This is a genomic window from Ignavibacteria bacterium (assembly GCA_016707005.1).
GTDB lineage: Bacteria > Bacteroidota > Ignavibacteria > Kapaibacteriales > Kapaibacteriaceae > UBA10438.
On record JADJIQ010000005.1, the window covers coordinates 1,091,937 to 1,115,752 of the forward strand.

23 protein-coding genes are annotated in these 23,816 nt (G+C 53.6%); 8 read left to right on the plus strand and 15 right to left on the minus strand.

Features of this window, described 5'->3' with window-relative positions; all coding sequences use genetic code 11:
• Position 1: 1 nt before the first annotated feature.
• The gene (gene sucD / locus IPI29_12950) at positions 2–985 is read right to left on the minus strand and encodes a succinate--CoA ligase subunit alpha (protein MBK7413453.1); all 984 of its coding nucleotides are present in this window, start codon (positions 983–985) and stop codon (positions 2–4) included.
• A 66-nt stretch (positions 986–1,051) separates the two neighbouring features.
• Between sucD and IPI29_12955 the strand changes: the two genes are divergently transcribed.
• Entirely contained in the window at positions 1,052–1,453 is a 402-nt protein-coding gene (locus IPI29_12955; protein MBK7413454.1) for an OsmC family protein, read from the plus strand.
• 6 nt (positions 1,454–1,459) lie between these two features.
• Here IPI29_12955 and gatA read toward each other — a convergent pair whose 3' ends face one another.
• The 7 genes from gatA to IPI29_12990 are packed head-to-tail and all read right to left on the minus strand — an operon-like array spanning position 1,460 to position 5,785.
• Entirely contained in the window at positions 1,460–2,872 is a 1,413-nt protein-coding gene (gatA, locus tag IPI29_12960) for an Asp-tRNA(Asn)/Glu-tRNA(Gln) amidotransferase subunit GatA (protein MBK7413455.1), read from the minus strand.
• The gene (locus IPI29_12965; GenBank protein ID MBK7413456.1) at positions 2,869–3,159 is read right to left on the minus strand and encodes a twin-arginine translocase TatA/TatE family subunit; all 291 of its coding nucleotides are present in this window, start codon (positions 3,157–3,159) and stop codon (positions 2,869–2,871) included. The genes gatA and IPI29_12965 overlap by 4 nt, the downstream gene beginning before the upstream one ends.
• Entirely contained in the window at positions 3,159–3,356 is a 198-nt protein-coding gene (locus tag IPI29_12970) for a twin-arginine translocase TatA/TatE family subunit (GenBank protein ID MBK7413457.1), read from the minus strand. The genes IPI29_12965 and IPI29_12970 overlap by 1 nt, the downstream gene beginning before the upstream one ends.
• A 3-nt stretch (positions 3,357–3,359) precedes the next feature.
• Positions 3,360–4,076 (minus strand): phosphoribosylformylglycinamidine synthase subunit PurQ, encoded by a 717-nt coding sequence (gene purQ / locus IPI29_12975; GenBank protein MBK7413458.1) that lies wholly within the window; start codon positions 4,074–4,076, stop codon positions 3,360–3,362.
• Positions 4,073–4,345: a phosphoribosylformylglycinamidine synthase subunit PurS gene (purS, locus tag IPI29_12980; GenBank protein MBK7413459.1), complete on the minus strand. Its 273-nt coding sequence runs from the start codon at positions 4,343–4,345 to the stop codon at positions 4,073–4,075. Before purS ends, purQ begins: the two co-directional genes overlap by 4 nt.
• A gap of 4 nt (positions 4,346–4,349) precedes the next feature.
• On the minus strand, positions 4,350–5,111 hold the full coding sequence (gene pssA / locus IPI29_12985; protein ID MBK7413460.1) for a CDP-diacylglycerol--serine O-phosphatidyltransferase: 762 nt from the start codon (positions 5,109–5,111) through the stop codon (positions 4,350–4,352).
• Positions 5,112–5,113: 2 nt separating this feature from the next.
• Positions 5,114–5,785: a phosphatidylserine decarboxylase family protein gene (locus IPI29_12990; protein ID MBK7413461.1), complete on the minus strand. Its 672-nt coding sequence runs from the start codon at positions 5,783–5,785 to the stop codon at positions 5,114–5,116.
• A 112-nt stretch (positions 5,786–5,897) separates the two neighbouring features.
• Between IPI29_12990 and dnaN the strand changes: the two genes are divergently transcribed.
• The 5 genes from dnaN to IPI29_13015 are packed head-to-tail and all read left to right on the plus strand — an operon-like array spanning position 5,898 to position 12,921.
• Complete coding sequence (gene dnaN, locus IPI29_12995; protein ID MBK7413462.1) at positions 5,898–7,019, plus strand: DNA polymerase III subunit beta; 1,122 nt, start codon at positions 5,898–5,900, stop codon at positions 7,017–7,019.
• Positions 7,020–7,030: 11 nt separating this feature from the next.
• Positions 7,031–8,236, plus strand: a complete 1,206-nt coding sequence (recF, locus tag IPI29_13000) for a DNA replication and repair protein RecF (GenBank protein ID MBK7413463.1) — start codon at positions 7,031–7,033, stop codon at positions 8,234–8,236.
• On the plus strand, positions 8,236–8,511 hold the full coding sequence (locus IPI29_13005; GenBank protein ID MBK7413464.1) for a DUF721 domain-containing protein: 276 nt from the start codon (positions 8,236–8,238) through the stop codon (positions 8,509–8,511). Before recF ends, IPI29_13005 begins: the two co-directional genes overlap by 1 nt.
• A gap of 22 nt (positions 8,512–8,533) precedes the next feature.
• Positions 8,534–10,549: a DNA topoisomerase (ATP-hydrolyzing) subunit B gene (gene gyrB / locus IPI29_13010; protein ID MBK7413465.1), complete on the plus strand. Its 2,016-nt coding sequence runs from the start codon at positions 8,534–8,536 to the stop codon at positions 10,547–10,549.
• A 29-nt stretch (positions 10,550–10,578) separates the two neighbouring features.
• Positions 10,579–12,921 (plus strand): arylsulfatase, encoded by a 2,343-nt coding sequence (locus IPI29_13015; GenBank protein MBK7413466.1) that lies wholly within the window; start codon positions 10,579–10,581, stop codon positions 12,919–12,921.
• A gap of 122 nt (positions 12,922–13,043) precedes the next feature.
• Here IPI29_13015 and IPI29_13020 read toward each other — a convergent pair whose 3' ends face one another.
• The 7 genes from IPI29_13020 to IPI29_13050 all read right to left on the minus strand — a co-directional run bounded on the left by IPI29_13020 (position 13,044) and on the right by IPI29_13050 (position 22,506).
• Positions 13,044–15,164, minus strand: a complete 2,121-nt coding sequence (locus IPI29_13020) for a tetratricopeptide repeat protein (GenBank protein MBK7413467.1) — start codon at positions 15,162–15,164, stop codon at positions 13,044–13,046.
• A 152-nt stretch (positions 15,165–15,316) separates the two neighbouring features.
• A complete protein-coding gene (locus tag IPI29_13025) occupies positions 15,317–16,735 on the minus strand; it encodes an adenosylhomocysteinase (protein MBK7413468.1) in 1,419 nt (472 codons plus the stop codon).
• 30 nt (positions 16,736–16,765) lie between these two features.
• Complete coding sequence (locus IPI29_13030) at positions 16,766–17,914, minus strand: methionine adenosyltransferase (protein ID MBK7413469.1); 1,149 nt, start codon at positions 17,912–17,914, stop codon at positions 16,766–16,768.
• A gap of 54 nt (positions 17,915–17,968) precedes the next feature.
• Entirely contained in the window at positions 17,969–18,949 is a 981-nt protein-coding gene (locus IPI29_13035; protein MBK7413470.1) for an NTP transferase domain-containing protein, read from the minus strand.
• Between the two features lie 154 nt (positions 18,950–19,103).
• The gene (locus tag IPI29_13040; protein MBK7413471.1) at positions 19,104–21,332 is read right to left on the minus strand and encodes a LysM peptidoglycan-binding domain-containing protein; all 2,229 of its coding nucleotides are present in this window, start codon (positions 21,330–21,332) and stop codon (positions 19,104–19,106) included.
• Between the two features lie 140 nt (positions 21,333–21,472).
• Positions 21,473–22,189, minus strand: coding sequence for a hypothetical protein (locus IPI29_13045; GenBank protein ID MBK7413472.1), 717 nt, complete (start codon positions 22,187–22,189; stop codon positions 21,473–21,475).
• A 68-nt stretch (positions 22,190–22,257) separates the two neighbouring features.
• On the minus strand, positions 22,258–22,506 hold the full coding sequence (locus IPI29_13050; protein MBK7413473.1) for a hypothetical protein: 249 nt from the start codon (positions 22,504–22,506) through the stop codon (positions 22,258–22,260).
• A 199-nt stretch (positions 22,507–22,705) separates the two neighbouring features.
• Here IPI29_13050 and IPI29_13055 point away from each other — a divergent pair, with 199 nt between their 5' ends.
• On the plus strand, positions 22,706–23,230 hold the full coding sequence (locus IPI29_13055; protein ID MBK7413474.1) for a cytochrome C: 525 nt from the start codon (positions 22,706–22,708) through the stop codon (positions 23,228–23,230).
• Positions 23,231–23,277: 47 nt separating this feature from the next.
• Complete coding sequence (locus IPI29_13060; GenBank protein ID MBK7413475.1) at positions 23,278–23,814, plus strand: sigma-70 family RNA polymerase sigma factor; 537 nt, start codon at positions 23,278–23,280, stop codon at positions 23,812–23,814.
• The last annotated feature ends 2 nt before the right edge of the window (positions 23,815–23,816 follow it).

Here is a 23,816-nt window from a genome sequence, read left to right on the forward strand (position 1 = left end):
GTTACTTTTTCTTTGAAGGGGCTTTTTTAGCGGCGGCCTTTGCGGGGGCTTTTGCCGGAGCCTTTGCAGGCTTTGCGGCTGTTGCCTTGCCGGAGAGTACGTTCTTCATCGTGATGCCGATTGTGGCTGGAGATTCGACCACGGTGATGCCGCATGCGCGCATTGTGGCCATCTTATCAGCTGCTGTGCCTTTGCCGCCGGAGATGATAGCGCCGGCGTGACCCATGCGACGTCCGGGAGGTGCTGTTTGACCGGCGATGAAGCCGACCACTGGTTTCTTGACATGCTTCTTGATGTACTCAGCAGCCTCTTCTTCTGCATTGCCACCGATCTCACCGATCATGACAATGGCTTCGGTCTTTGGGTCTTCGTTGAAGAGCTTGATCGCATCAATGAAACGTGTTCCGATGATCGGGTCGCCCCCGATACCGATACACGTGGTTTGACCGAGACCCACATCCGACAACTGGCGTACAGCTTCGTAGGTCAATGTTCCGGAACGTGATACCAAACCGATCGGTCCGGATGTGAAGATGAAGCCAGGCATGATGCCGATCTTGCACTCACCGGGAGTGATGATGCCCGGACAATTCGGTCCGATGAGTCGGCTCGCAGATTGTTCGAGGGCAGCTTGGACCGGGATCATGTCCTTAACAGGGATACCTTCTGTGATGCAGACGATCACTTCGATACCTGAGCTGATTGCTTCAAGGATGGCATCTGCCGCCATAGGTGCCGGAACGAAGATGATCGACACATCACAACCGGTGGCAGCACGAGCTTCGGCTACAGTGTTGAACACCGGAACCGGACGTGTGAAGGTATCTTCACCCTTGCCTGAGTACATTGTACCGCCCTTGCCAGGTGTTACGCCGCCAACAACGTTGGTGCCGTACTGGAGCATCTGGGAAGCGTGGAAAGTTCCTTCGCTGCCGGTGATGCCTTGAACGATGATCTTGGATTTTTTGTTGACGAGAACGCTCATATTGACATGTCCTTTGTGGGATAGAAGACAAATTTACGGACAATCCGCCAACGGAAGGAGTTTTCAATGGTTGAAATGACGTTGATCTATGAAGGGGAGCTGCGATCGACGGCCACACACGGCCCTTCCGGCACTACCTTGATCACCGATGCCCCCGTGGACAATCACGGCCGTGGCGAGAGTTTTTCGCCTACAGACCTACTAGCTACGGCCCTGGGCTCGTGCATGCTTACCTATATCGGCCTAGCCGGAGATAAGCACGGATGGGACGTCCGAGGCACCAAACTCACCGTTGGCAAGGAAATGGTGGCCGACCCCCTTCGCCGAGTGGGGCGGCTGGTGGTGAATATCCGTATGAATATGGCCTTTGACGACCATGCGATCAAGATCCTGACCAATGCCGTTACCACCTGTCCGGTGAAACTGAGCATTTCGGAGAAGATCCAGGTGCCGATCACGTTTGCGTAATGTCGGTCAGAGGCGCCCGGCAACCTCCATCAGCATCTCATCACTATTCATAGCCCCTTGCAACTGCATGCCGATGGGCAGGCCCTGTGCATCGGTGCCGAATGGAATGTTGAGGGCGGGGATGCCGGCGATGTTGGCGGACACGGTGAAGTAGTCGCTGAGCCACATGCTGACCGGGTCACTCTTTTCGCCAATGGCAAAGGCAGTTGTTGGAGTTGTAGGCATTGCCAGCACGTCAACCTGACGGAAGATCTCTGCATAGGCATCACTGATAAGTCTGCGGGCCTGTTGCGCCTTCCCGTAGTATGCCTCGTAATACCCACTCGATAGCACGTAGGTGCCAAGCATGATCCGGCGTTTCACTTCTGCTCCAAATCCGGCAGAACGAGACGCCGTAGTAACATCCCCATCAAATGTCCCATCCCCAGTCCCATCCTTAGTCCCATCAACTCGAAGTCCAAAACGTACACCATCAAAGCGCGCTAGGTTGCTCGACGCTTCAGCCGTTGCAAGAATGAAGTACGTTGGGATCCATGTTTCGGTGTGTGGGAGAAAGACATCGGTGACCGTAGCACCAGACTCGCGAAGAGCATCAAGGTATCGTTGGTAGGCTTCGATCACCGAGGGTTCGCAACCCTCTAACTGTGATAACGGCATGGCACCAACACGAAGTGCACGATCCGTAGGTATGTGAACGATGGAGGGGGCTGGGTTCGACGTGCTATCCATCGGGTCGTGTCCGGCAAGAACAGAGAACGTAGCCTGCATGTCTCCGATGGACCGCGAGAACAATCCTATCTGATCAAGTGACGAAGCAAAGGCAACCAAACCATACCGCGAGACCCTGCCGTAGGTTGGCTTAAGTCCATACGTGCCGCAGAAGGCTGCGGGCTGGCGGATAGAGCCGCCGGTTTCGGAACCAAGTGAGACGTGACACATTCCTTCAGCAACGGCTACGGCGGATCCACCGGACGAACCACCGGGCACACGTGTGGGATCTTGCGGATGCCGAACAATTCCAAACGCAGAGGTCTCGTTCGACGAGCCCATGGCGAACTCATCCATGTTCGTCTTACCAACGATGATGGCACCTGCGTCGCGGAGTCGTTCGATCACTGTTGCATCGAAGAGCGGTTGAAATCCTTCCAGCATGCGCGAAGCGCACGTTGTAGGGAGCCCCTTCATCGAGATGTTGTCCTTGACGGCAACAACAAGTCCTTCAAGGGGGCGTTGTAGTCCCGACGCAAATCGTTCGTCACCTTCTTTTGCGGACGCAGATGCACGCTCCGCATCCAAACTGAGAAATGCGTTCAGCTCTGAGCGTTCGTTGATGCGATGCAGGAATGATGCAACACGGTCTTCAACGGACAGAGTACCCGTTGCGAACGAATCCCGATCCGACGTATACGATGAGTTCATTGGTTGTCTGGTGTATCCGGTTCATCTTTATCCGCAGTGCGAGAGATGATCTCGTCCGAGGGAGTGATAACGATAGGGGGCTTGGCAGACGCAGTGACGGACGCGTCGCGAACCGCGGCATCTGCGGAGATGTCCCGTATCTGCTGCGTAAGGTCTTCCTGTGCTTTACGGAACTGTCGAATACCCTTGCCCACCTGTTGAGCGAATTCCGGGATCTTCTTCGGGCCGAAGAGCAACAGGATGACGAGCAGGATGAGCATAAGCTCGCCGCCGCCTACGTCAAACATTAGTTCGAAGGATCTTGCTTAGTGTCGCTCTTCGGACGCACTTCTTCAACTTCATCCTTGCCAGAAGCTGCGTTCTTGAATTCGCGGATGCCACTGCCAAGCCCCTTCATGAGTTCAGGGATCTTTTTTGCGCCGAAGAGAAGAACAACGACGAAGAGGATAAGGATCCACTCCATGCCGCCAGGTAAACCGAACATGGATTACTCCGTGTATTGAAGGTGATTGATCTGTGCGAAGTGAAGAGCCAGACTTTCAAAAACGCTCGTGCCGTCTGCTGATCCGAGAAGGGGCTCACAGGCCCGCTCAGGGTGGGGCATCAGCCCCATAACGTTGCCACGTTCGTTGATGATTCCTGCGATGTTGTTCATGCTGCCGTTTGGATTGGCCTCTGCCGTTATCTCGCCGGTCTCGGTAACGTAGCGGAACAGAACCTGTCCATTACCTTCGATACGGTCGATCATCTCTTGTGGTGCTGTGAACCTGCCATCGCCATGAGCAACAGGAATCCGCAGTATGGTTCCGGGTTTCACCGCACGGGTGAATGCCGTTGTGGCATTCTCTACGCGAAGGTGGACGTCCTTGCAGACGAAGGAGAGATTCTCGTTGCGAATGAGTCCGCCCGGGAGGAGTCCGGACTCACAAAGAATCTGGAATCCGTTGCAAATGCCGAACACAATACCGCCATCGTTGGCAAAGCGGATCACTTCATTCATGATCGGTGAGAATCGGGCGATCGCTCCCGTGCGCAGGTAGTCGCCGTACGAGAACCCGCCGGGAAGGATGATAGCGTCGAGACCCACCGGCAGATCCGTGTCCTTGTGCCAAAGTTTCACGGCCTCATTCCCTGTGATCGTTGCACCATACCGTGCATCGGCATCACAGTTGGAGCCCGGAAATGTCACTACGCCGATCTTCATGCCGGTACCTCAGCGGATTTTTCTTCGAGGCGAATGCTGAAGTCTTCCATCACAGGGTTGGAAAGAAGCTTCTTACATGCATCCATCACGAGGTCGTTGGCAGATTCGCGATCGGGGGCCTGCACTTCAAGTTCGATGTGCTTGCCGATGCGGACGTTGCCGAGTGCGGGCATGTGGAGTGAATGAAGTGCGTGTTCTACGGCCTTGCCCTGCACGTCAAGAATGGCGCGTCGGAGGGTGACCGTTATTGAGGCTGTATAGGTTTTCATGCGATCACATAGTAAACGGATCGGGGTCTGCCTCTTCAACGGAATCGTCGCTGTCCGATCGATCGCGCAGAAATACTGCGAGATGACGGATAGCGCCGCCGACAAGATAGACCACCATGAACGGGAAAAGTGCCTTGCCACCGGTTACGATGGTGGCCACGAGACCCACGAAAAATACGGAAAAGACGATGGGTCGTTGACGAATACCGCGGAGTGACGGACGCGGGAGGTTGTCATACTTCACGGTACTGACCATTGCGGCAGCTGTCATCAAGGTCACAAAGACGATCATTCCCGGTTTCCAGCTTGCCGGCAGGATGTCTGCGCTGTGCCAGAGGTACACGTAGGAAACAATCGTAAACGCCCCAGCTGGGATAGGCATCCCACGGAAGTAGAGCTTGTCTTCCATACTTGTGAGCTGAACATTGAAGCGTGCAAGCCTCAGGACGCCAGCCAAAGCAGGGAGGGAGGCGAGCAGCAGGCCCCACTGATGCCACTGGTTGAAGAAGGCTACGTAGAGGATCACCGAGGGGGCTACGCCGAATGAAACAGCGTCGCAGAGGGAATCGAGTTCAACTCCAAACTCCGACGTGCTGTGGGTGATCCGGGCCACTACACCGTCCAGCATGTCGAAAATGCCGGCCATGATCACCAAGAGCGTGGCCTGACTAAGATGGTTCTCAAAGGCAGCCACAATAGCCGCAAACCCGCAGAACAGGTTTGCCAGCGTAAAGAGGTTCGGAATAACGGAACGGGTAACACGCATGGTCAAGCCCCCTTACCCTTCAACCGGGCAAGGATCGTGGCGGCGCTGACCACCTTCTGTCCCGGACGGACCAGGATCTCGGCGGTTGCCGGCACTACAACGTCCATTCGAGAGCCGAATTTCATCATGCCAAAGCGTTTCCCAGCGGTAACGATGTCTCCCACCTTGGTATCGTAGACGATCCTGCGAGCCAAAAAGCCCGTGATCTGCTGGTAGGATATCCGTCCGGCAGGTGTTTCAAGAACAAACAGCGACCGTTCGTTCTCCGTACTCGACTTGGGATTAAAGGCCATCAGATAGGCCCCGGGGATATAACGGACGTCCACGACCTTCCCGGATGCCGGATATCTGTTCACATGGAGGTTCACAGGGGAGAGAAAGATGCTGATCTGGATGGCAGGGCAACCCAGCTCAGGGCTGTGATCCACGTGATCCACATTTACAACCTGACCGTCTGCCGGAGCCATAACCAGGGAAGTATCCGTGGCGGCTTCGGCGAGAAGGGGGCGTTCTGCATCCCGAAAGAACCACATTGTAAACCCGATCACGAGCAATCCAAGAGCTATGAAAACCACCTGTAGCGCCATCCCCACTGGGGTGAGAGCCAATAGCAGTAGGCAGGCACCGATGCCGAGCATGAGGAATGCGTTATCGTGTCCGTAGGGGGTTAGCATTTTAGAATGAAAATGGCTTCGGGAAAGGTTGTAGGGTCATACGGTGGTTCGTAGATTCGCCCTTCAAATTAGTGAATCCGCGCATCCTGACCCCTTATTTGGCTCCCATCGCATGAAGTTTACTGTTGCGCTCCCCGATCTCCAGAAGGCACTGCAAAAAGTTCTCCCCGCCATTCCGGCAAAGAGTACGATCCCTGTCCTGGAACACATCCATGCGTCGCTCTCCGGCAGCGAGTTGGCGTTCACGGCTACGGACCAAGAGATCACAATCTCTCTTCGTATTCCCGTGGCAGGTGATAGGGACGGTGCGTTGCTGATCCCGGCACGCCAGTTCAATGATCTGGTGAAGGAGTTGGGCAACGCAGGAACGATCGAAGTGAATGCTGATGAAGCCACCCAGCTCGTAACGGTGCGTACGCCTACGGGCTCATATGAAATGAAGGCATTGGATGCAAACGAGTTTCCGTCCATTCCACCGTTCCCGGAATCGCAGTCCGCTTCGCTTCGCAAGGAAGACATGACGCGTATGGCGAACAAGACGGTCTTCGCTGTTTCAACGGAAGAGTATCGTCCGAGCATGACCGGTGTGTTCTTCCAGTTCAATGGCGAGAGCGTAACGGCCGTTGCTACGGATGGCTTCCGTCTCAGCCGTGTGATCGTGAAAGCGCCGGAAGGAGCCCCCTTCCCATCCGGACTTGAGGCCATTGTGCCATCGCGTGCTGTTGATCTCTTGCGCAGACTCGACAGTGACGTGGAGATGGAAGTCTCTCGCACGCATGCTCGTTTCACGATCGGTTCGATGACGATCACAACGCGCATTATCGACGAGAAATATCCTCCGTATCAGAATGTTATTCCATCGGATAACGACAAGTCGCTTGTGGTGAATCAACGAGAAGTGCTGAGCGCCATCAAGCGTGTCTCTCTTTTTGCGAACACCAACACCCGTCACGTGCGCTTCTCGATGGAGGCTACATCCCTTGCTGTGCACTCCGAAGACGAAGATTCCGGCGGTAAGGGAACAGAAACGATCCCGTGCGAATTCTCCGGCAAGTCGTTTGAAGTTGGTTTCAATTATCGTTTTCTCGAAGAAGCGATCAAGAACATCACAACAGATGACGATCCCGATCTGCATGTGCGCATGACGTTCTCAACGCCGATCCGTGCCGTACTCATCACACCGGGAGCGGGCGATGATTCGCTCCTCATGCTTGTGATGCCGGTGAAGATCTAACGGAGCGACCGATGGTCATCCGATCCGTGTCACTGACACACGTACGCAACCACGAGCACACGGAGATACCGTGTGCTCGTGATGTGAATGTGCTGACTGGTCAGAACGGGTCGGGGAAGACATCGATCCTAGAAGCGATCAGCCTTTGTGCGATCGCAAAGAGCTTCGTTCCCGTGTCGGATCAGGCACTGATCCAACACGGGCACGATGACTGTACATCAACGGTTGACGCCATGCGCGACCTTGACGTGCCGTATCGTGTTACGGTAAGTGTTCGCAACGGCACGCGCAAGCGGATCACAACGGCGCATGGTTCGAGTCTAACGCCTCGCGATATCATCGGTGAACTGCCGATGGTGGCGCTGTCTCCAGATCATAAGAGTGTTACGTTCGGCGGTCCTTCAGAACGTCGGGCCTTCTTGGACGGAGTGATGGCGCAGTCGAGCAGGCGATTCACAGAGTTGCTCTATGAACATCGCCGGCTGTTAAAACAGCGCAACGCAGCACTCCAACACGGCGCAGCGTCTGGTGGTAGCGATGTGTTGGATGTGTGGACGGAACAATTCGTGAATATCAGTGCCGAGATCGTTGAACGCAGGCATCAGTTCCTCGTGGATGTGACGCCGATCGTGCGTTCTGCGTACGAGGCGGTATCGGGAGCTGCTGAGGAGATCGACGTTGTGTATCAGCCTGACGTGCTCACACACGGAACGATGGAACAAGGAGCCCCCTATTCAACGGAGGCTGTTGCTGCATCGTACCGTGTGGCGTCGAAACAACTGCGTCAGAGGGAGTTGGCTCGCGAGACCACGATGTTTGGACCGCAGAAGGACGAGATCGCCTTTATGATCAATGGCGGACTTGTTCGAGAGACGGCTTCGCAGGGGCAACACAAATCGCTTCTCGTTGCTTTGAAATTGGCTGAGTGTGTCTTGCTCCATGAACGATGTGATGAGCGGCCTGTAGTGCTGCTTGATGACGTGTTCAGTGAGCTCGACAGAGACAGATGTGCCCGCGTCTTGGACCGAGTCCTATTGATGGGGATGCAGTGTTTTGTGACAACCACAGATGGCGATAATGTGATGCGGGTGATGAGAGAGATCGATGCTGTGCGCGGAGGGGGTATTGAAATGTCGCTGATATCCCTCGAAAAAGGTCGGGCATCATCCACTTCACACACCGGTCATACGTCCGTTACTACGGCGGAGGCGGCATAATGCAGGCGCTTTCGGATCTGCTCAGGGGTTGGGTAAAGCAACATCATCTCGAAGGTGAATTGGCTAAGTCGCGCCTACCCAAATATTGGGAGGCTGTGATCGGCGAAAAACTTGCCTCGAGAACAGAGATCAAGAATTTTGAGAACGGCGTGCTGCGCGTTCATGTACCGGAAGCAGCATGGCGCAGTGAACTCACGCTGCGTCGAGAAGAACTACGAACGAAGATCAACGCCCTGGCAGGCGGTGAATTGATCCGAGAGATCATCATCCGCTAAGGGGAATACCATGGAGCCGACAATGTCAGACACACCAGAACAACTTCCCGTTGGATATAACGAAGACAGTATCAAGGTCCTCGAAGGACTTGAAGCTGTCCGCAAACGTCCCGCCATGTATATCGGCGATGTGGGCGAGCGCGGGTTGCACCACCTCATTCAAGAAGTGGTGGACAATTCGATCGACGAAGCACTTGCAGGATACTGCAAGAACATCTTCGTAACACTGCACTCGGATGGATCGTGTTCGGTTCAGGATGATGGCCGTGGTATACCCGTTGGACCTCACCCGGTAAAGAAGATCTCCACCCTTGAAGTGGTTATGTGCACGCTTCATGCGGGCGGAAAGTTCGACAAGAACACGTACAAGGTTTCGGGTGGACTTCACGGTGTGGGCGTAAGCTGCGTGAATGCACTTTCATCGGACCTCACGGTAACGATCGAACGTGAAGGAAAGAAGTATGAGCAGCACTACAAGATCGGTGCGCCACAAGGTGCGGTGAAGGAGATCGGTACATCTGAGCATAGCGGAACAACGGTTCGCTTCTGGCCCGATGCAACGATCTTCCGTACGGTTGAATTCCGTTACGAAAAAGTGGCTGAACGCCTGCGCGAACTTGCCTTCCTCAATCCTGACGTAACGATCACGATGCAGGATGAACGTGATGGTGCCAAGGACGTGTATGCGTATCGTGGTGGCTTGGTTGACTTTGTCCGCTACATGGATGTGAATGCCACGGCAATTACAAAGCCGATCCTCATGGCCGGCACGTATACGAATGAAAGCGGCGTGGACACCGTGGTTGAAGTATGCTTCGAATACAACTCGGGCTACAATGAGAATCTTCTCTCGTATGTGAACAACATCAACACTGTTGAAGGCGGAACACACGTGTCCGGCTTCCGTAGCGCACTCACACGTACTCTCAATGCGTATGCTGCAGCGAACAATCTCACGAAGAAAGACATCAACCTTACCGGTGAAGACTTCCGCGAAGGTCTCACTGCTGTTATCTCTGTGAAGGTTGCAGAGCCGCAATTCGAAGGTCAGACGAAGACCAAGCTTGGCAACGGTGAAACAGAAGGTATCGTTCGTTCAACGATCAACGAAGAACTCACGAAGTATCTCGATGCAACGCCGAGTGCGGCAAAGCATATCATTGAAAAGGCAACACAGGCTGCAGAAGCGCGTGCCGCCGCACGTAAGGCCAAGGATCTGATCCGTCGCAAGGGTGCACTCGACAGTGCAACGTTGCCTGGGAAGCTGGCCGACTGTTCGATGCGCACACCGGAAGACACCGAGATCTATCTCGTAGAAGGTGATTCGGCCGGTGGTTCTGCAAAACAAGGACGCGACCGTCGGTTCCAAGCTATCCTTCCTCTCAAGGGAAAGATCCTCAACGTTCACAAAGCACGTCTGACAAAGGTCCTGGAGAACGAAGAAGTCCGCACGATCCTCACGGCCATCGGCGCAGGTTTCGGTGATGATTTCGATTCATCAAAGGCACGCTACGGTAAGATCATCCTCATGGCTGATGCTGATGTTGACGGGTCGCACATCCGTACACTGCTTCTTACGTTGTTCTGGAAACACATGCCGGAGCTGATCAATGATGGCAAGCTGTACATTGCTCAGCCCCCTCTCTATAAGTTGAAGAAGGGGCGCCAGGAATACTACGCCTACAACGATGCCGAGCGTGATGAGATCATTGGTCGCATCCGTAAGGAGAAGGCCGAGAAGAAGGCAGCAAAGAGCGCAGAAAAGGGTGAGGTTGTGGAAGAAGTTGAAGCAACCGTTGAAGAGGGTGCAACTGCCGACGGAATCGTCATCAACCGATTCAAGGGTCTCGGCGAAATGAATCCGGAGCAGCTCTGGGCAACGACGATGAATCCGGAAACGCGCACCCTGCTTCGTGTGAGTATCGAGAATGCCGCAGAAGCAATGCATGTGTTTGAAACACTCATGGGCGAAGCAGTGGAACCGCGACGTGAGTTCATCGAGCGCAATGCGCAATACGTTCGTAACCTGGATATCTAGTCCAACTTGTTTTTCATCTGGAGCGTTGTATGAGAGCTGTTGGTGTTTTTGTAACGACCGTATTCTGTGCATTCGCGTTGCCGCTTTTTGCTCAGAACGAAGGCAATGAGCCTATCCTTCCGCGTCCTGACTTCAAGTACAAGGGCAACGTTGGACGAACGATCTCTGAATCGGATGCACCTCAATTCCCAGCGCCGGTGAAGGCTCCTGCAGGTGCTCCGAACATCGTTCTCATTCTCATCGATGATGCTGGGTACGGGCAGTTCGGTACGTTCGGCGGTGCCATTGAAACACCTGCTCTTGACCGAGTGGCAAAGAGCGGACTGCGTTTCACACGCTTCCACACAACGGCGTTGTGCAGTCCGACGCGAGCTGCTCTTCTCACGGGGCGGAATCATCACAGCGTAAGCAATGGTGTGATCACTGAAGCGGCTACGGGGTATGATGGCTATACCGGCATCATTCCAAATAGTGCTGGTACCGTTGCACAGGTCCTTCGACAGTATGGCTATGCAACAGCGTGGTTCGGAAAGAACCACAATACTCCCGACTGGGAAACAAGTGCAAACGGTCCGTTCGATCGTTGGCCGAGCGGATATGGTTTTGATTACTTCTATGGCTTCATGGGTGGAGATGCAGACCAATGGCATCCAACTCTATATGAAAATCACAATCTCGTTGCTCAGTCAGCAGATCCAAACTATATCCTTACAACGGACCTCACCGATCATGCCATCTCGTGGTTACGTAGGACACGGAGTATCGATCAAAAGAGGCCGTACTTCATGTACATGGCAACGGGCGCAACACATGCACCTCATCATGTACGACCAGAGTTCATCGCAAAGTTCAAGGGTAAGTTCGACGGAGGATGGGATGTCTACCGTGAAGAGACATTCAAGCGTCAGCAGCAGCTGGGTGTTGTTCCAAAAGATGCAGTCCTCACACCTCGCCCTAAGGAACTTCCTTCGTGGGAATCTCTCTCGGCCTCACAGAAGAAACTCTTCGCACGTATGATGGAAGTGTTTGCCGCGTTCACGTCAGAAACTGATCATGAAATGGGCCGGCTTCTCGACGTAGTGCTTTCCCTCCCAGATGCAGACAATACGATCGTCATCTACCAGGTCGGTGATAACGGATCATCTGCTGAAGGGGGCTTGGTTGGATTGTTAAATGAGAACTCGTTCTTCAACGGTGTTCCTGAATCCCTCGAGGACAATCTCAAACACATCGATGAACTCGGCGGACCAAAACACTTTAATCACTTCCCGGCCGGCTGGGCATGGGCGATGAACACACCATTCCAGTGGGCAAAGCAGGTCGCATCACACCTTGGTGGCGTACGCAACCCAATTGTTATCTCGTGGCCGAAGAAGATTGCAGACCGTGGCGGCGTTCGGAATCAGTTTCACCACGTCATCGATATCGCTCCAACGATCTACGAAGCTGTTGGTATAACGCCCCCTATCACGATGAATGGCGTTACCCAACAACCAATCGAAGGTGTGAGCATGGTGTACACCTTTGATGATGCTGCCGCAAAGGATCGCAGACGTCAGCAGTATTTTGAGATGTTCATCAACCGCGGAATGTATGCTGATGGGTATTGGGCTGCATCTCGCGTGAATATTCCGTGGGAATCCGGCGAAACAAAGGTGAAGCCCGACGATGCGATCTGGGAACTCTACGACCTGAACAAAGACTTCACACAGTCCAACAACATTGCTTCATCGCAACCAGGCAAACTCCGCGAGCTTCAAGATCTTTGGTGGGCAGAAGCGGCGAAGTATAAAGTTTTGCCGATGGATCCGAGGAAGATCGTTCGGTTAAGTGCAGAGTTGCAAGGACGCCCAACCCCAACAAAGGGGCTGACAAATTTTGTCTATTACCCGGGAAGTGAAGCAATACCTTCCGGTTCTGCGCCAAATCTATTGAACAAGTCATGGACGATAACGGCAGAAGTTGGTGCTGTAAACAGCAAGACAGACGGAGCAGTCTTTGTGATGGGTGGATCCGACGGTGGATATGGCATCTATCTTATGAAAGGCAAACCCGTCTTCGTTTCTAACTTCCTTGGCAGGACTGTAACACGTGTTGAGAGTAAGAAGGCCATTTCTGCTAAGTCCTCAACCATTAAGGCCGTTTTTGCCTATGATGGCGGAGGTTTGGGAAAAGGTGGAACAATGTCTCTTTTCGTTGATGGTGAGAAGGTTGGCGAATCACGTGTTGAGCAAACTCATGCAATGACATTGGGCCTCGGCGGCACGCTCGATGTAGGACTTGACACGGGTTCCCCTGTAGATGAAGCCTATGCTCCACCATTCCGCTTCACTGGGACGATCGACAAGGTGTCTGTGGATCTTAAACCCTGAACCCAGCCAGAGAATCTAGAGATGGAAAACAACAAGGCCCCATGCGTCTGCACGCGCATGGGGCCTTTGACGCATCCGTATGGCCGGATGGCCACGGTAGTGGTCACTGGTAGAAATGCTTTCTAGCCGCTGATTAGTTCCAACCACCAGGTCTTCATCTCACCTTTCCCCTTGATATCGATCGATCCTCGTAACCGCAGGAGAAATGGCTCCCGGCGGATGACCACATCGGCACCATCAAGGGTAGGTGGTGCACCCCGGCCTAGCGCAACGGCGAAAGCATCACTTACCTGGATCTTACCTGGCTGGCTTGTGCTCTCCATGCGGGAGGCTACGTTTACGGTATCTCCCCAAACATCGAACTGCGCTCTCTTCTTGCCGATCACACCCGCCACGAGCGGACCGCAATGAAGACCGATCCGTACTGCTAGGTCGCCAACGTGTTCTATCCAGTCCGAATTGCCAAGATGGGACGGGATAGTGACGTTCAGAGAACGAAGGTGATGTTGCAAGCTGAGCGCTGCGTTGGCAATGCGATCCGCGTGGTCCTCCTGAATTTCTGGCATTCCGGCGATCGCCAGATAGGCGTCGCCGATGGTCTTGATCTTTGACAGGCCGTGTCGGTCGCCGATCTCATCACAACGTTCAAAGACGGCATTGAGAACATGGACCAGCTGATTTGCTGGGGCTCGTGATGCAAGTCCTGTGAAGCCAACGATGTCGAGAAACATCACAGAGGTGTCATCATAGGTATCAGCTATAAGCTTTTCGCCATCCAAGATCCGGCTAACTGTTGCAGCAGGCATGATATCGAGTAGTAATCCTCGATGTTGTTCGTGGAGTTTGTGCTCTTCTGAAAGTCGCTGTTCCATATCGAGAACAGCGATCTGATGCTTCTGTCGTTCTCCAAGGATCGAACTTTCGAGAGCTACACTTCTTCGATGATAGTCAAGTGCAGCACGCGGATCGTGATCCTCCATGAGCTCCGACAAGGTGTTGAGAATGTTGGAGGCTTGGCTTCGTTGACCGGAAGACATCGCCTCAACCAATGCCTCTTCGTAAAATCTCCGTGAACTGATCGGATCGCCTCGATACCGCCATACGTCGCCGAGGTTCACGAGCGCCTGCGTTGTATCTGCTAGTGAGCGATGCAGTGATGCTGTCTCATAACAACGTGTAGCCTCGGCTTCGGCCTCGTCAATACGCCCAAGACGAAAGAGGATCGACGAGCGAACAACGCGCTGGCTGTATGCGAGGCTGGTAAGTCCGAGTTGGTCGCTCTCTTCGATAGCTCGATTGATATGCTCGAGCGCTATATCGAACTGCTGAAGGATCATGTAGGTAGATGCAAGGTCACCCACAAGGCGCGGATGAGTTGCTGCATCATTGGTCTGTTCATTGATCGCAAGTGCTCGCAACGTGGTCGCTAACTCGCGCTCGTAATCATGCATGTCGCCGTAGATGCCGGCAAGATTCATGAGGACGCGAGCAAGACCTTTCTTCTCTCCGATCTCCTCGATGATGGCATGAGCCTTTTGCAGGAACTCTAATGACTTTGGATAGTCGGAGACCACTCGGTAGACGTTCCCGAGACTGCTGAGTGTGCGAGCCTCCTCTCGACGTGCATTCCGTGAGCGATGGATATCCAGTGCCTTGGTCAAATGCTGCAACGCCGTTGGATAGTCTGATGTGTTGGCAGCAACAAGCCCCATACCTCCAGTTGTTCGGGCAAGGCTCTCCATGTCACCCGTTAGCTCATGGTAGTGAGTTGCCTCTTGATAACACTTCAGGGCTCTGTCGTAATCCCCGACGAAGTTGTAAACCGTTCCCATGTTGCCGATCACTCGGGCGCGACCGTTCTCGTCGTTGAGCGCTGTGAACAGATGTAAGGCCTCTTCGTAGGATCGTAAGGCCGTAATAAATCGGCCCAAGGCCAGGTGGTAGTTGCCTTCGAGGAGTAGAGCTCTGGCAAGGTCAGATTCGCTGTTCTCGCCACGAAAAATGTTGATCGCCTGAAGGATCACACTCAGAGCCGTCTCTTCATCGCCCGTCAGTGCATGCTCCATAGCTTGCAAACGAAGTCGCAGTCCCTCCAGGGTGCGGACAAGGTCCGGGCTCAAGGGTGTTCGATCCACCTCGTCCAATTCATTCAACCAAGTTCCAACATCAGCGATACTCGGAGTGTTCGATGTGGATCGAATGCGCTCCAGTAACTCGCTAACGTGTTCAGGTGTTGTGGACATCAACATCCTCCTCTAAACAGCGAACCGTGAACAGCGAACAGCGAACAGCAAACAGCGAATAGATATGTGTCTAATCTGCTGTTCACCATTCGCCGTTCACTATTCACTATTCGCTATTCGCTATTCGCTATTCGCTATTCGCTATTCGCTGTTCAATAGCGATAATACTCCGGCTTGTATGGCCCCTTCACATCAACACCGATGTACTTGGCCTGCTTTTCGTTAAGAACTTCGAGTTCAACGCTGATCTTCTTGAGGTGGAGACGCGCTACCTTCTCGTCGAGTTTCTTCGGGAGAACGTAGACCTTGTTCTCGTACTTCTTGTGGTTAAGCCACAGTTCGAGTTGGGCAAGAGTTTGGTTGGTGAAGGAATTGGACATCACGAAGGATGGGTGTCCCATTGCGCAACCGAGGTTCACAAGGCGTCCTTCAGCAAGGACGATGATTTCCTTCTTGCCAACAGTGTAGATGTCTACTTGCGGCTTGATCTCGATCTTGGACTTGCCATGGTTCTTGTTCAGCCATGCCATGTCGATCTCATTGTCGAAGTGACCGATGTTGCACACGATGGCCTTGTCCTTCATGGCCTTGAAGTGCTTCTCGCCAATGATGTCGCAGTTTCCTGTGGCAGTCACAACGATGTCAGCTTCTTTGACGGCATCGATCATCTTCTTCACTTCAAAGCCGTCCATTGCTGCTTGAAGAGCGCAGATCGGGTCGATCTCCGTTACGATCACGCGAACACCGGCGCCTGCAAGGGATGCTGCAGAGCCCTTGCCAACGTCTCCGTATCCGGCAACCACGGCAACCTTGCCGGCAAGCATGATGTCTGTTGCGCGACGGATCGCGTCAACCAGCGATTCCTTGCAGCCGTACTTGTTGTCGAACTTACTTTTCGTTACCGAGTCGTTCACATTGATCGCCGGCATCGGAAGTGTGCCATTCTTCATACGCTCATACAAGCGGTGCACGCCCGTTGTTGTCTCTTCCGAGATGCCGCGGATAGCCTCAACGAATTCCGGATAACGATCGAGAACCATGTTCGTGAGATCGCCGCCGTCATCAAGGATCATGTTAAGGGGCTTGCGGTCCTTACCAAAGAACAACGTCTGCTCAATGCACCAATCGAACTCTTCTTCATTCATGCCCTTCCATGCGAAGACCGGAATGCCTGCCTTCGCGATGGCTGCAGCAGCGTGGTCTTGCGTGGAGAAGATGTTGCAGCTCGACCATGTTACATCTGCACCAAGATCAACGAGTGTCTCGATGAGTACTGCTGTCTGGATCGTCATGTGGAGGCATCCGGCGATGCGCGCACCCTTAAGTGGCTTCTTGCCCTTGAACTCCTGGCGGAGTGCCATCAAGCCGGGCATTTCTGCCTCTGCCAGACGGATCTCCTTGCGACCCCACTCGGCGAGGTCCATGTTCGCTACGGCATAGGAAAGGGGCTTATGGGCGATCTGACCCTTGGCAACACGTGCCGGTGTCTTTGATTGCTTTGTAGCCTTTACTGCCTTTGGTGCAACGCCGTTGGTTGCAGGCTTCGTCTTCTTGGCGGTCTTCGTTGACATAGGTTCTGAAAGAGAGAGAGGTGAGAAAGATTATGCGAAGTTCTTAGCAAACACGTCACGGAGGTCAAGATGTTCCCAAGGGAACTCATGACGTCCAAAATGACCGTATGCGGCGGTTGGACGGTAGATAGCGCGTTGCAGATGAAGGCGCGCGATGATCCCGGCTGGCGTAAGGCTCATGTCGGGATGCGTCATAATGAACTGCTCGAGTTCACGCTCGTTGACCTTGGACGTGCCGTGCAGGTTGATGTTGATCGAGACGGGCTCGGCAACTCCGATGGCATAGGCAAGCTGGATGGTGCATTCGCGGGCCACACCTGCGGCAACGATATTCTTAGCCAGGTGACGTGCGGCGTAGGCTGCCGAACGGTCAACCTTTGTTGGATCCTTGCCGGAGAAGGCGCCGCCGCCGTGTGGAGCACGGCCGCCGTAGGTGTCAACGATGATCTTGCGACCGGTAAGCCCCGTATCGCCGTGTGGCCCGCCGATCTCGAACTTGCCGGTTGGGTTTACGTGGTACTTCGTTTCTGCGGTGATGAGGTGCTCAGGGATCACGGCTTTGACGACGTTTTCGATCACGTCTTCGCGGATGCGAGCTTGCGCATTCTCCATCGGATCGTGTTGTGTGGAGACAACGATGGTGTCCACTCGAACAACTTCGCCATTGTCGCCATACACAACCGATACCTGAGCCTTTGCGTCAGGACGCAGATACGGCATGAGGATCTTGTCCGTCTTGCGAATGTCTGCAAGACGTTTCACAAGCTTGTGTGAATAGTACAGAGCAGCGGGCATGTATTCATCGGTCTCTGCTGTTGCATAGCCGAACATCATGCCTTGATCTCCGGCTCCGCCGGTGTTCACGCCTTGGGCGATATCAGGTGATTGGCGGTTGATCACATTGATCACTGCGCATGAATCAGCTTCGAAGCGATATTCACCCCGATCATAGCCGATATCGCGAATGACGCCGCGGACAACTTCCGGGAGGTCGATGTAGGTTGTTGTGGTGATCTCACCGCCAACAACGATCATGCCTGTTGTTGCAAAACATTCGCATGCAACGCGACCTGTTGGGTCTTTTGACAAGACCTCGTCGAGTACGGCATCGGAAACTTGATCGCAGACCTTGTCGGGATGTCCTTCAGAGACCGACTCTGATGTGAAGATGTACTGCATGTCTGGAGTGAAAGTTGGGAGAATGCTAATGTGCTAGTGTGCTAATGTGCTAATTCATTGAGAGAGGCGGACGATGGATGCGTCGCCGATGTTGATCGAGGAGAAACGTCCGGTTACTTCGGCGTTTTCTCCGATGATCGACTGGTCGAGTGCTATGTCTGCAACCGTTGCTTGGTCACTGATGATGCTGTCGCGAACGATGCTGTTGCGAACAAGAGCCCCTTTCGAGACAGAAGCATACGGTCCAATAACGGAGTGTTCGACGATGGCAGTTGGGTCTACGTGTACAGGGGGGACAAATACACATCCCTGTGGTGCGGTGGGCATCACGTTTCGCTTCGTAAGAAGGAAACGATTGGTTTGTAGCAAGGTCTCTGGCTTGCCGCAGTCGTACCAGCCATCTACGCTGAAGGTTGTGAACTTCTCTCCCGCGTCAACCATCAATTGAAGGGCATCGGTGAGTTGATATTCACCCTTGGTACGCATGTTGTTTTCAATGAGAGAAGCAAGTGCTGTGCGAAGAGCCTGTGGACGACGAATGAAGTAGAGTCCTACGATGGCCAGATTTGAAACCGGAGTCTCGGGCTTCTCTACCAATCGATTCACGAACCCGCCTTCTTCGATGACAACGCCGAATCGACGAGGATCATCAACGTACTTCACGCCAAGCGAAGAAAACTGACTCGTTGCCAACACAGAAAGGTCTACGTCAAAGACTGTATCACCCAGAATGATGAGCACCGGTTCTTCGTTGAGCGATTCACGCGCGACCCAGATAGCATGGCCAAGGCCTAACATTTCTTCCTGCTCAACGAAACGCACGTTCAGGTCATAGGTAGACCTAACGTAATCTTCAACGAGTTCACCCTTATATCCAGTGATGATCGTTGCACTGGTCACACCTTGTGCAACGAGCGTATCGAGGATATGTCCAAGGATCGGTTTGCCGGCAACATTCACAAGCACCTTTGGAAGAGAGTGCGTGAATGGTCGCAAACGAGTGCCTATCCCGGCAACGGGAATGATAGCATGCATAGAAGACAAAGATACGGCAGGATGCTAATGTGCTAATGTGCTAATGTGCTAATGTGCTAGTGTGCTAGAATGCTAGAATGCTAGAATGTTAGAGTGCCAATGGCCTGTACAGGTCACCTAAGCAGGTCACCTAAGCAGGTCACCTAAGCAGGCCTTAACGGAGCTTCAACGTTTGGCCTTTGCGCACGTTCGTAGACTTGCGCAGGGATGGGTTCTTGGCCTGAAGGGATTCAACGGACAGTCCGAAGCGGTCTGCGATCTCGATGAGGGTGTCTCCGGATCGAACGGTATAGCGGGCTGGGACCTTGATCGGAGGCACAGGGGTCGGTTTTGGCTCCTGGATCTGGGCTACCTTACTCTTTGGCAGTGATGTCTCCACATCAATGGTTGAGCCGGCTTTGAGAGCGCCAGATTTCTTCATCCCGTTGAGTTCGCGGAGCCGATCGGGTGTGGTCTCATAGGATTCAGCCAGCTCGGTGAGCGTCTCGCCTTTACGGACGGTGTGGCGTACAGTGCGCGTCACTGCCAAACGCTCAACAGACGGACTTCCTGTCTTTGGGGCATCCGTGATCGATACGATGAGGGTGTCTCCCACTCGAATGTTCTCGTGGTCGTACGGCAGATCGTTCCAGTTCCTGATGTCGGCAATACGGACGCCGAAACGTCGTGCGATCGACGAAAGATTGTCACCGGAACGCACAGCATACGTAACGCGATTCTCCGGCGATGCTTTGCGACTTACAACCTCTGGCTCTGAGACGATCGCTGGTTTGGTTGCAGGTTTAGCACCTTTATCCATCGGCAGGATGTCCGGAGACGTGGTTGCCTGACCCATCTCCTTGCCTTCGGACGGTTCCGTAACACGAGATGTGATCGGAACACGGAGTATGCTTCCCCTGCGAAGTTTGGTCTTGTAGCCGCTGAGGCCGTTGACCTCCGCGATCTGGGAACCGGAAACCCCGTATCTCTTTGCGATGGAAGCAAGGGTTTCACCTCGGGTAACGGTGTGATTGACCCATGGACGTTTTTCTTGTTCACTCAGCAGTGCAAACCGCTTCCTGAACATATCGGCTGTCCCCGGGTACAACTTCAACTCATAGGTTCCAGCGGGTGGCGTTGAGCCGCGCACCAACTCCGGATTGAGCTTGGCCAAGGAGTCCTTTGCTACATCTGCACAGGTTGCCAGCACCGATAACTGAACGGGCTCACTGATCTTCACCGTCTCGTATTCATACGACGGATGGAAGTTCAACGAGTCGTCGGAAAAGCCATACTGATCCCGATTTGAGGAGATCAATGAGGTGGCAATGAACCTTGGAACGTACTGTTGGGTCTCGCGCGGAAGGAAGGCTTGGATCTGCCAGAAATTCGGGTTTTCGAGGCCCGACTTCCTGATGGCACGGCGGACATTTCCGCCTCCACAGTTATATGCTGCAAGAGCTAGGTGCCAGTCTCCAAGGTCATTGTAGAGGTCCCGAAGGAAGCGCATCGCGGCTCGGGTAGACTTCTCCGGATCGCGGCGTTCGTCGATCCAATAGGTCACATCTAGGTCATATTCTTCGCCCGTTGGCTGCATGAACTGCCACATACCCATTGCGCGGGCCCTGGAGAAGGCATTTGGGTTGAGACCGGATTCCACGATGGCCAGATTGGCGATCTCGGGCGGCATTTTTTCTTCGGCAGCAATGCGGTGGATCATAGAATTCCACCTGCCGGTGCGCTCAAGGGAGATGCGCATGAACTTCTTGCCCAATGGCCGAGCCGTGAAGAAGTCGATGTTCTTCTGAACTGCATCGTTGTAGGTCAGCGGTATCGTCGTTTCCGGTATGCTCGAAGGGGGCTCGGGTTTTGGTATTGTTATCGTCTCCACGGTTGGCCGCTGAGCATCGATCTCTTCAAAGAGCCTGTCGCGTAGAATGAACACCGAAGAGTTCTCATCAAGGTTGTCGATGTTCTGGACGTAGGCTTCATAGTCCTCGATCACAGCCTGTACGAGGTCTGTGAAGTCAACATTCTCTTCGATCTTAGGGTATGACGCTAGGTTGTTCAGTTGCGCAATGGCGGCTTCGAACTGCTCCGCTGCCAGCGCGGTGTCCTTCTGCTCTACAAGAGAGAGTGCCTTGAGGTATCTCCGGCGGGCGCGCTCAAGATTAGCGGTGATCTCCGGGTCCCACTCACCGGCGGTTGACGTTTCTTCGTCAAGGTCGCTGAATTCGTCTGGAAAGACCGGACGTTGGCGGGCTGAATCCGGAATGGCAACGGAAGGCGGTGGATTGCCAGAGGGGGAGGATGTGGAGACGATCGGGGCCACCATCACCATGCAGACGAGCAACATGGTCAACAACCATGTCCTGCCAAGGTATGTGCAGGCCGCACAGATCATGCTCTTCCTTCAATAATTCGTCGTGCAGTGGGTGACCACAAACCGCAAATATACGACCATGCCGGTGAGGACGCCAAACCGGGGCGTGCATTGTCGGTGAACGGAAGTTCATGGAATATCAGGCCTTAGCGTGATTCACCCTATCGTAGTCCCTGTGATATCCACGCATGTACAGTCCCGATCGTGCAATCACTGACCCGTGGGCCGGAAGGTGGCATCTTCAGAAAGCCGGCGGAATGGGACATCGTGCCTACAAGCATTCCATTCCTCGCATAGGTCTCTACAGTTGCCCGTTGTGAAAGGTCTATACCGGCTTCAGGGACGTCTCCGCTGTGACAGCCGTTGCAATACCGAGCCATCATGGGCTCTACGTGGGTCGTATAGAGAACGTTCACAGTGTCGCACGTGGTTGGATCTGCAGAACAATCGCGGTTTTTAGCCCCTTCCCGTATCCAACGGGCGATAAGATCGATCTGCGCCTGTGAGAGGGAGCGAGGGGGAGGGGGCATACGTTCGTCGGATTCATCTTCAACAAGCGACTCGTAAAGTTTCGAATCGTTGGGGTTGCCCGGCTTTATGATCGTTTTCTTGCCGCTCATGATCGAGGTATACGATGTGAGATCGATCTCTTCCTCCGGACGGACGGCATCGTGACATTCTGCCATGGTACAGTTTGAGATGAGGATCGGCAACACGTCGCGCGTGAAGCAAACGGTTGAGTCATTGCCACCTGTTGTATCGGTCGTATCTGTACGGTCGTCGTCATCGTCACGCGGATGATATGGTCCATCGGCATAGTCCGCACAGGATACGAGCAACAACGTAAGGACCGCGATGGAGACGATAGTTCTGAACATACGGATGGGCATGAGTGAACGGGAGTGGATTCCGGAATGGCAGATGAACCCGTTGCATACCACTATCGTTACGGATCGGTTCCATTTGGGTGAGGAATGTCGTGGAGATCCACACCCAACAGAACTTCGAATTCATGCCGTATGCAGTGTTCATGAACCAGCCGCATGATCTGTAGCCGAGATCGAAGGATCTGAACGGTTTCCGTATCACCGGCTTCGGTTGCGATCTCGATCGCTCGCTCAACCTCTTGTTCTTCTTCCCTCCACTCTATCTCTGCAAACCGGAGCGAATCGAAACGATCCATATAGTGTTCCATGTCTTGTATCTCCTGTTGTGTCATGAGAAGCCCCCTTCATGCAGTGTTGGTATATGATACAGTGCAGTGTGGGTGACGAAACGTGACACTGGATCACCAAAATGACTCCGCAGAATTCGCGTAAAAGTGTTTCAACCTTGTCGGTACCCAGTCGTTCTGGCGTGATCACTCACAATCACGACCATTGGGAACTACACCTATGAGTAAACTCTTTGCCCTTCTTCTTGTAACGGGGCTTACGGCTACCGTCCTTCTGGGTTGGAATGCCAACGCACGATCCGAACCAAAACGCAGCGATCTGCCTAAAAAGGAGTCATCCAAGATCGAACGAGGCCGTTACCTCATTGAGGTTGCAGGTTGTAATGACTGTCACACCGATGGCTTTGCACCATCCGGAGGACAGGTGCCGGAATCTGAATGGCTACAGGGTAGCGTTGTAGGATTTAAGGGGCCATGGGGAACGACATATCCGATAAATCTTCGACTACTTGTGAACAGCCTCTCCGAAAAAGAGTGGATCACGTATGCGAAGTCTGTAAAGGGGCTCCCTCCAATGCCATGGTGGTCACTCCATAACATGACCAATGACGACCTCGGTGCCGTGTACGCGTTCGTTAAACATCTTGGACCTAAGGGTGAGCCGGCACACGCTCCGATCCCGCCGGGTGAAGCTCCTGCCGGACCCTTTATCGACTTCGATGTGCATATGCCATCAACCAAGTAGCCGTTTTCTCCGTAACCTTTCGTCCGTATCGGACTCGGTTGGGCAGAATGGACGCTCTTGCATCAACGGCTGAAGAACTTTTCGATCGAATGCGACGTGGAGATCACGCCGCATTCGATCGTTTGTATGAGACCTATGCGTCGAAGGTCCTTGCCTATGCTCGAACCGTTCTACGGGACGATGGAAAGGCTGCAGATATCGTTCAGCAGGTCTTTACGTCTATCTACTCCTCGCGCGCATCCTTCCGTGGCGACAATCTCGATGCTTGGATCTTTGCGATCGCACGTAATGCTTGTCTTCGTCAGAAGAGAGTTGATACGAGGAGTACGCCCCTTATCGATCCCGAGGCATTGCGAGCAGATGATGCAGAAATGTCCCCGATCGATGTTGAAGTTGTAAGAACTGCAGTGGATTCTTTACCCGACGATGATAGAGTGATCATTCGACTCAGGTATTTCGATGATCTCTCGTACAACGATATTTCTGCAATGCTTGGGATCTCGCTAACGCTGACGAAGGTGCGACTCTTTCGTGCGCGACGCAGACTGGCGTCGGTCCTGCATCCTCATTTCAAGGATCTGTGATG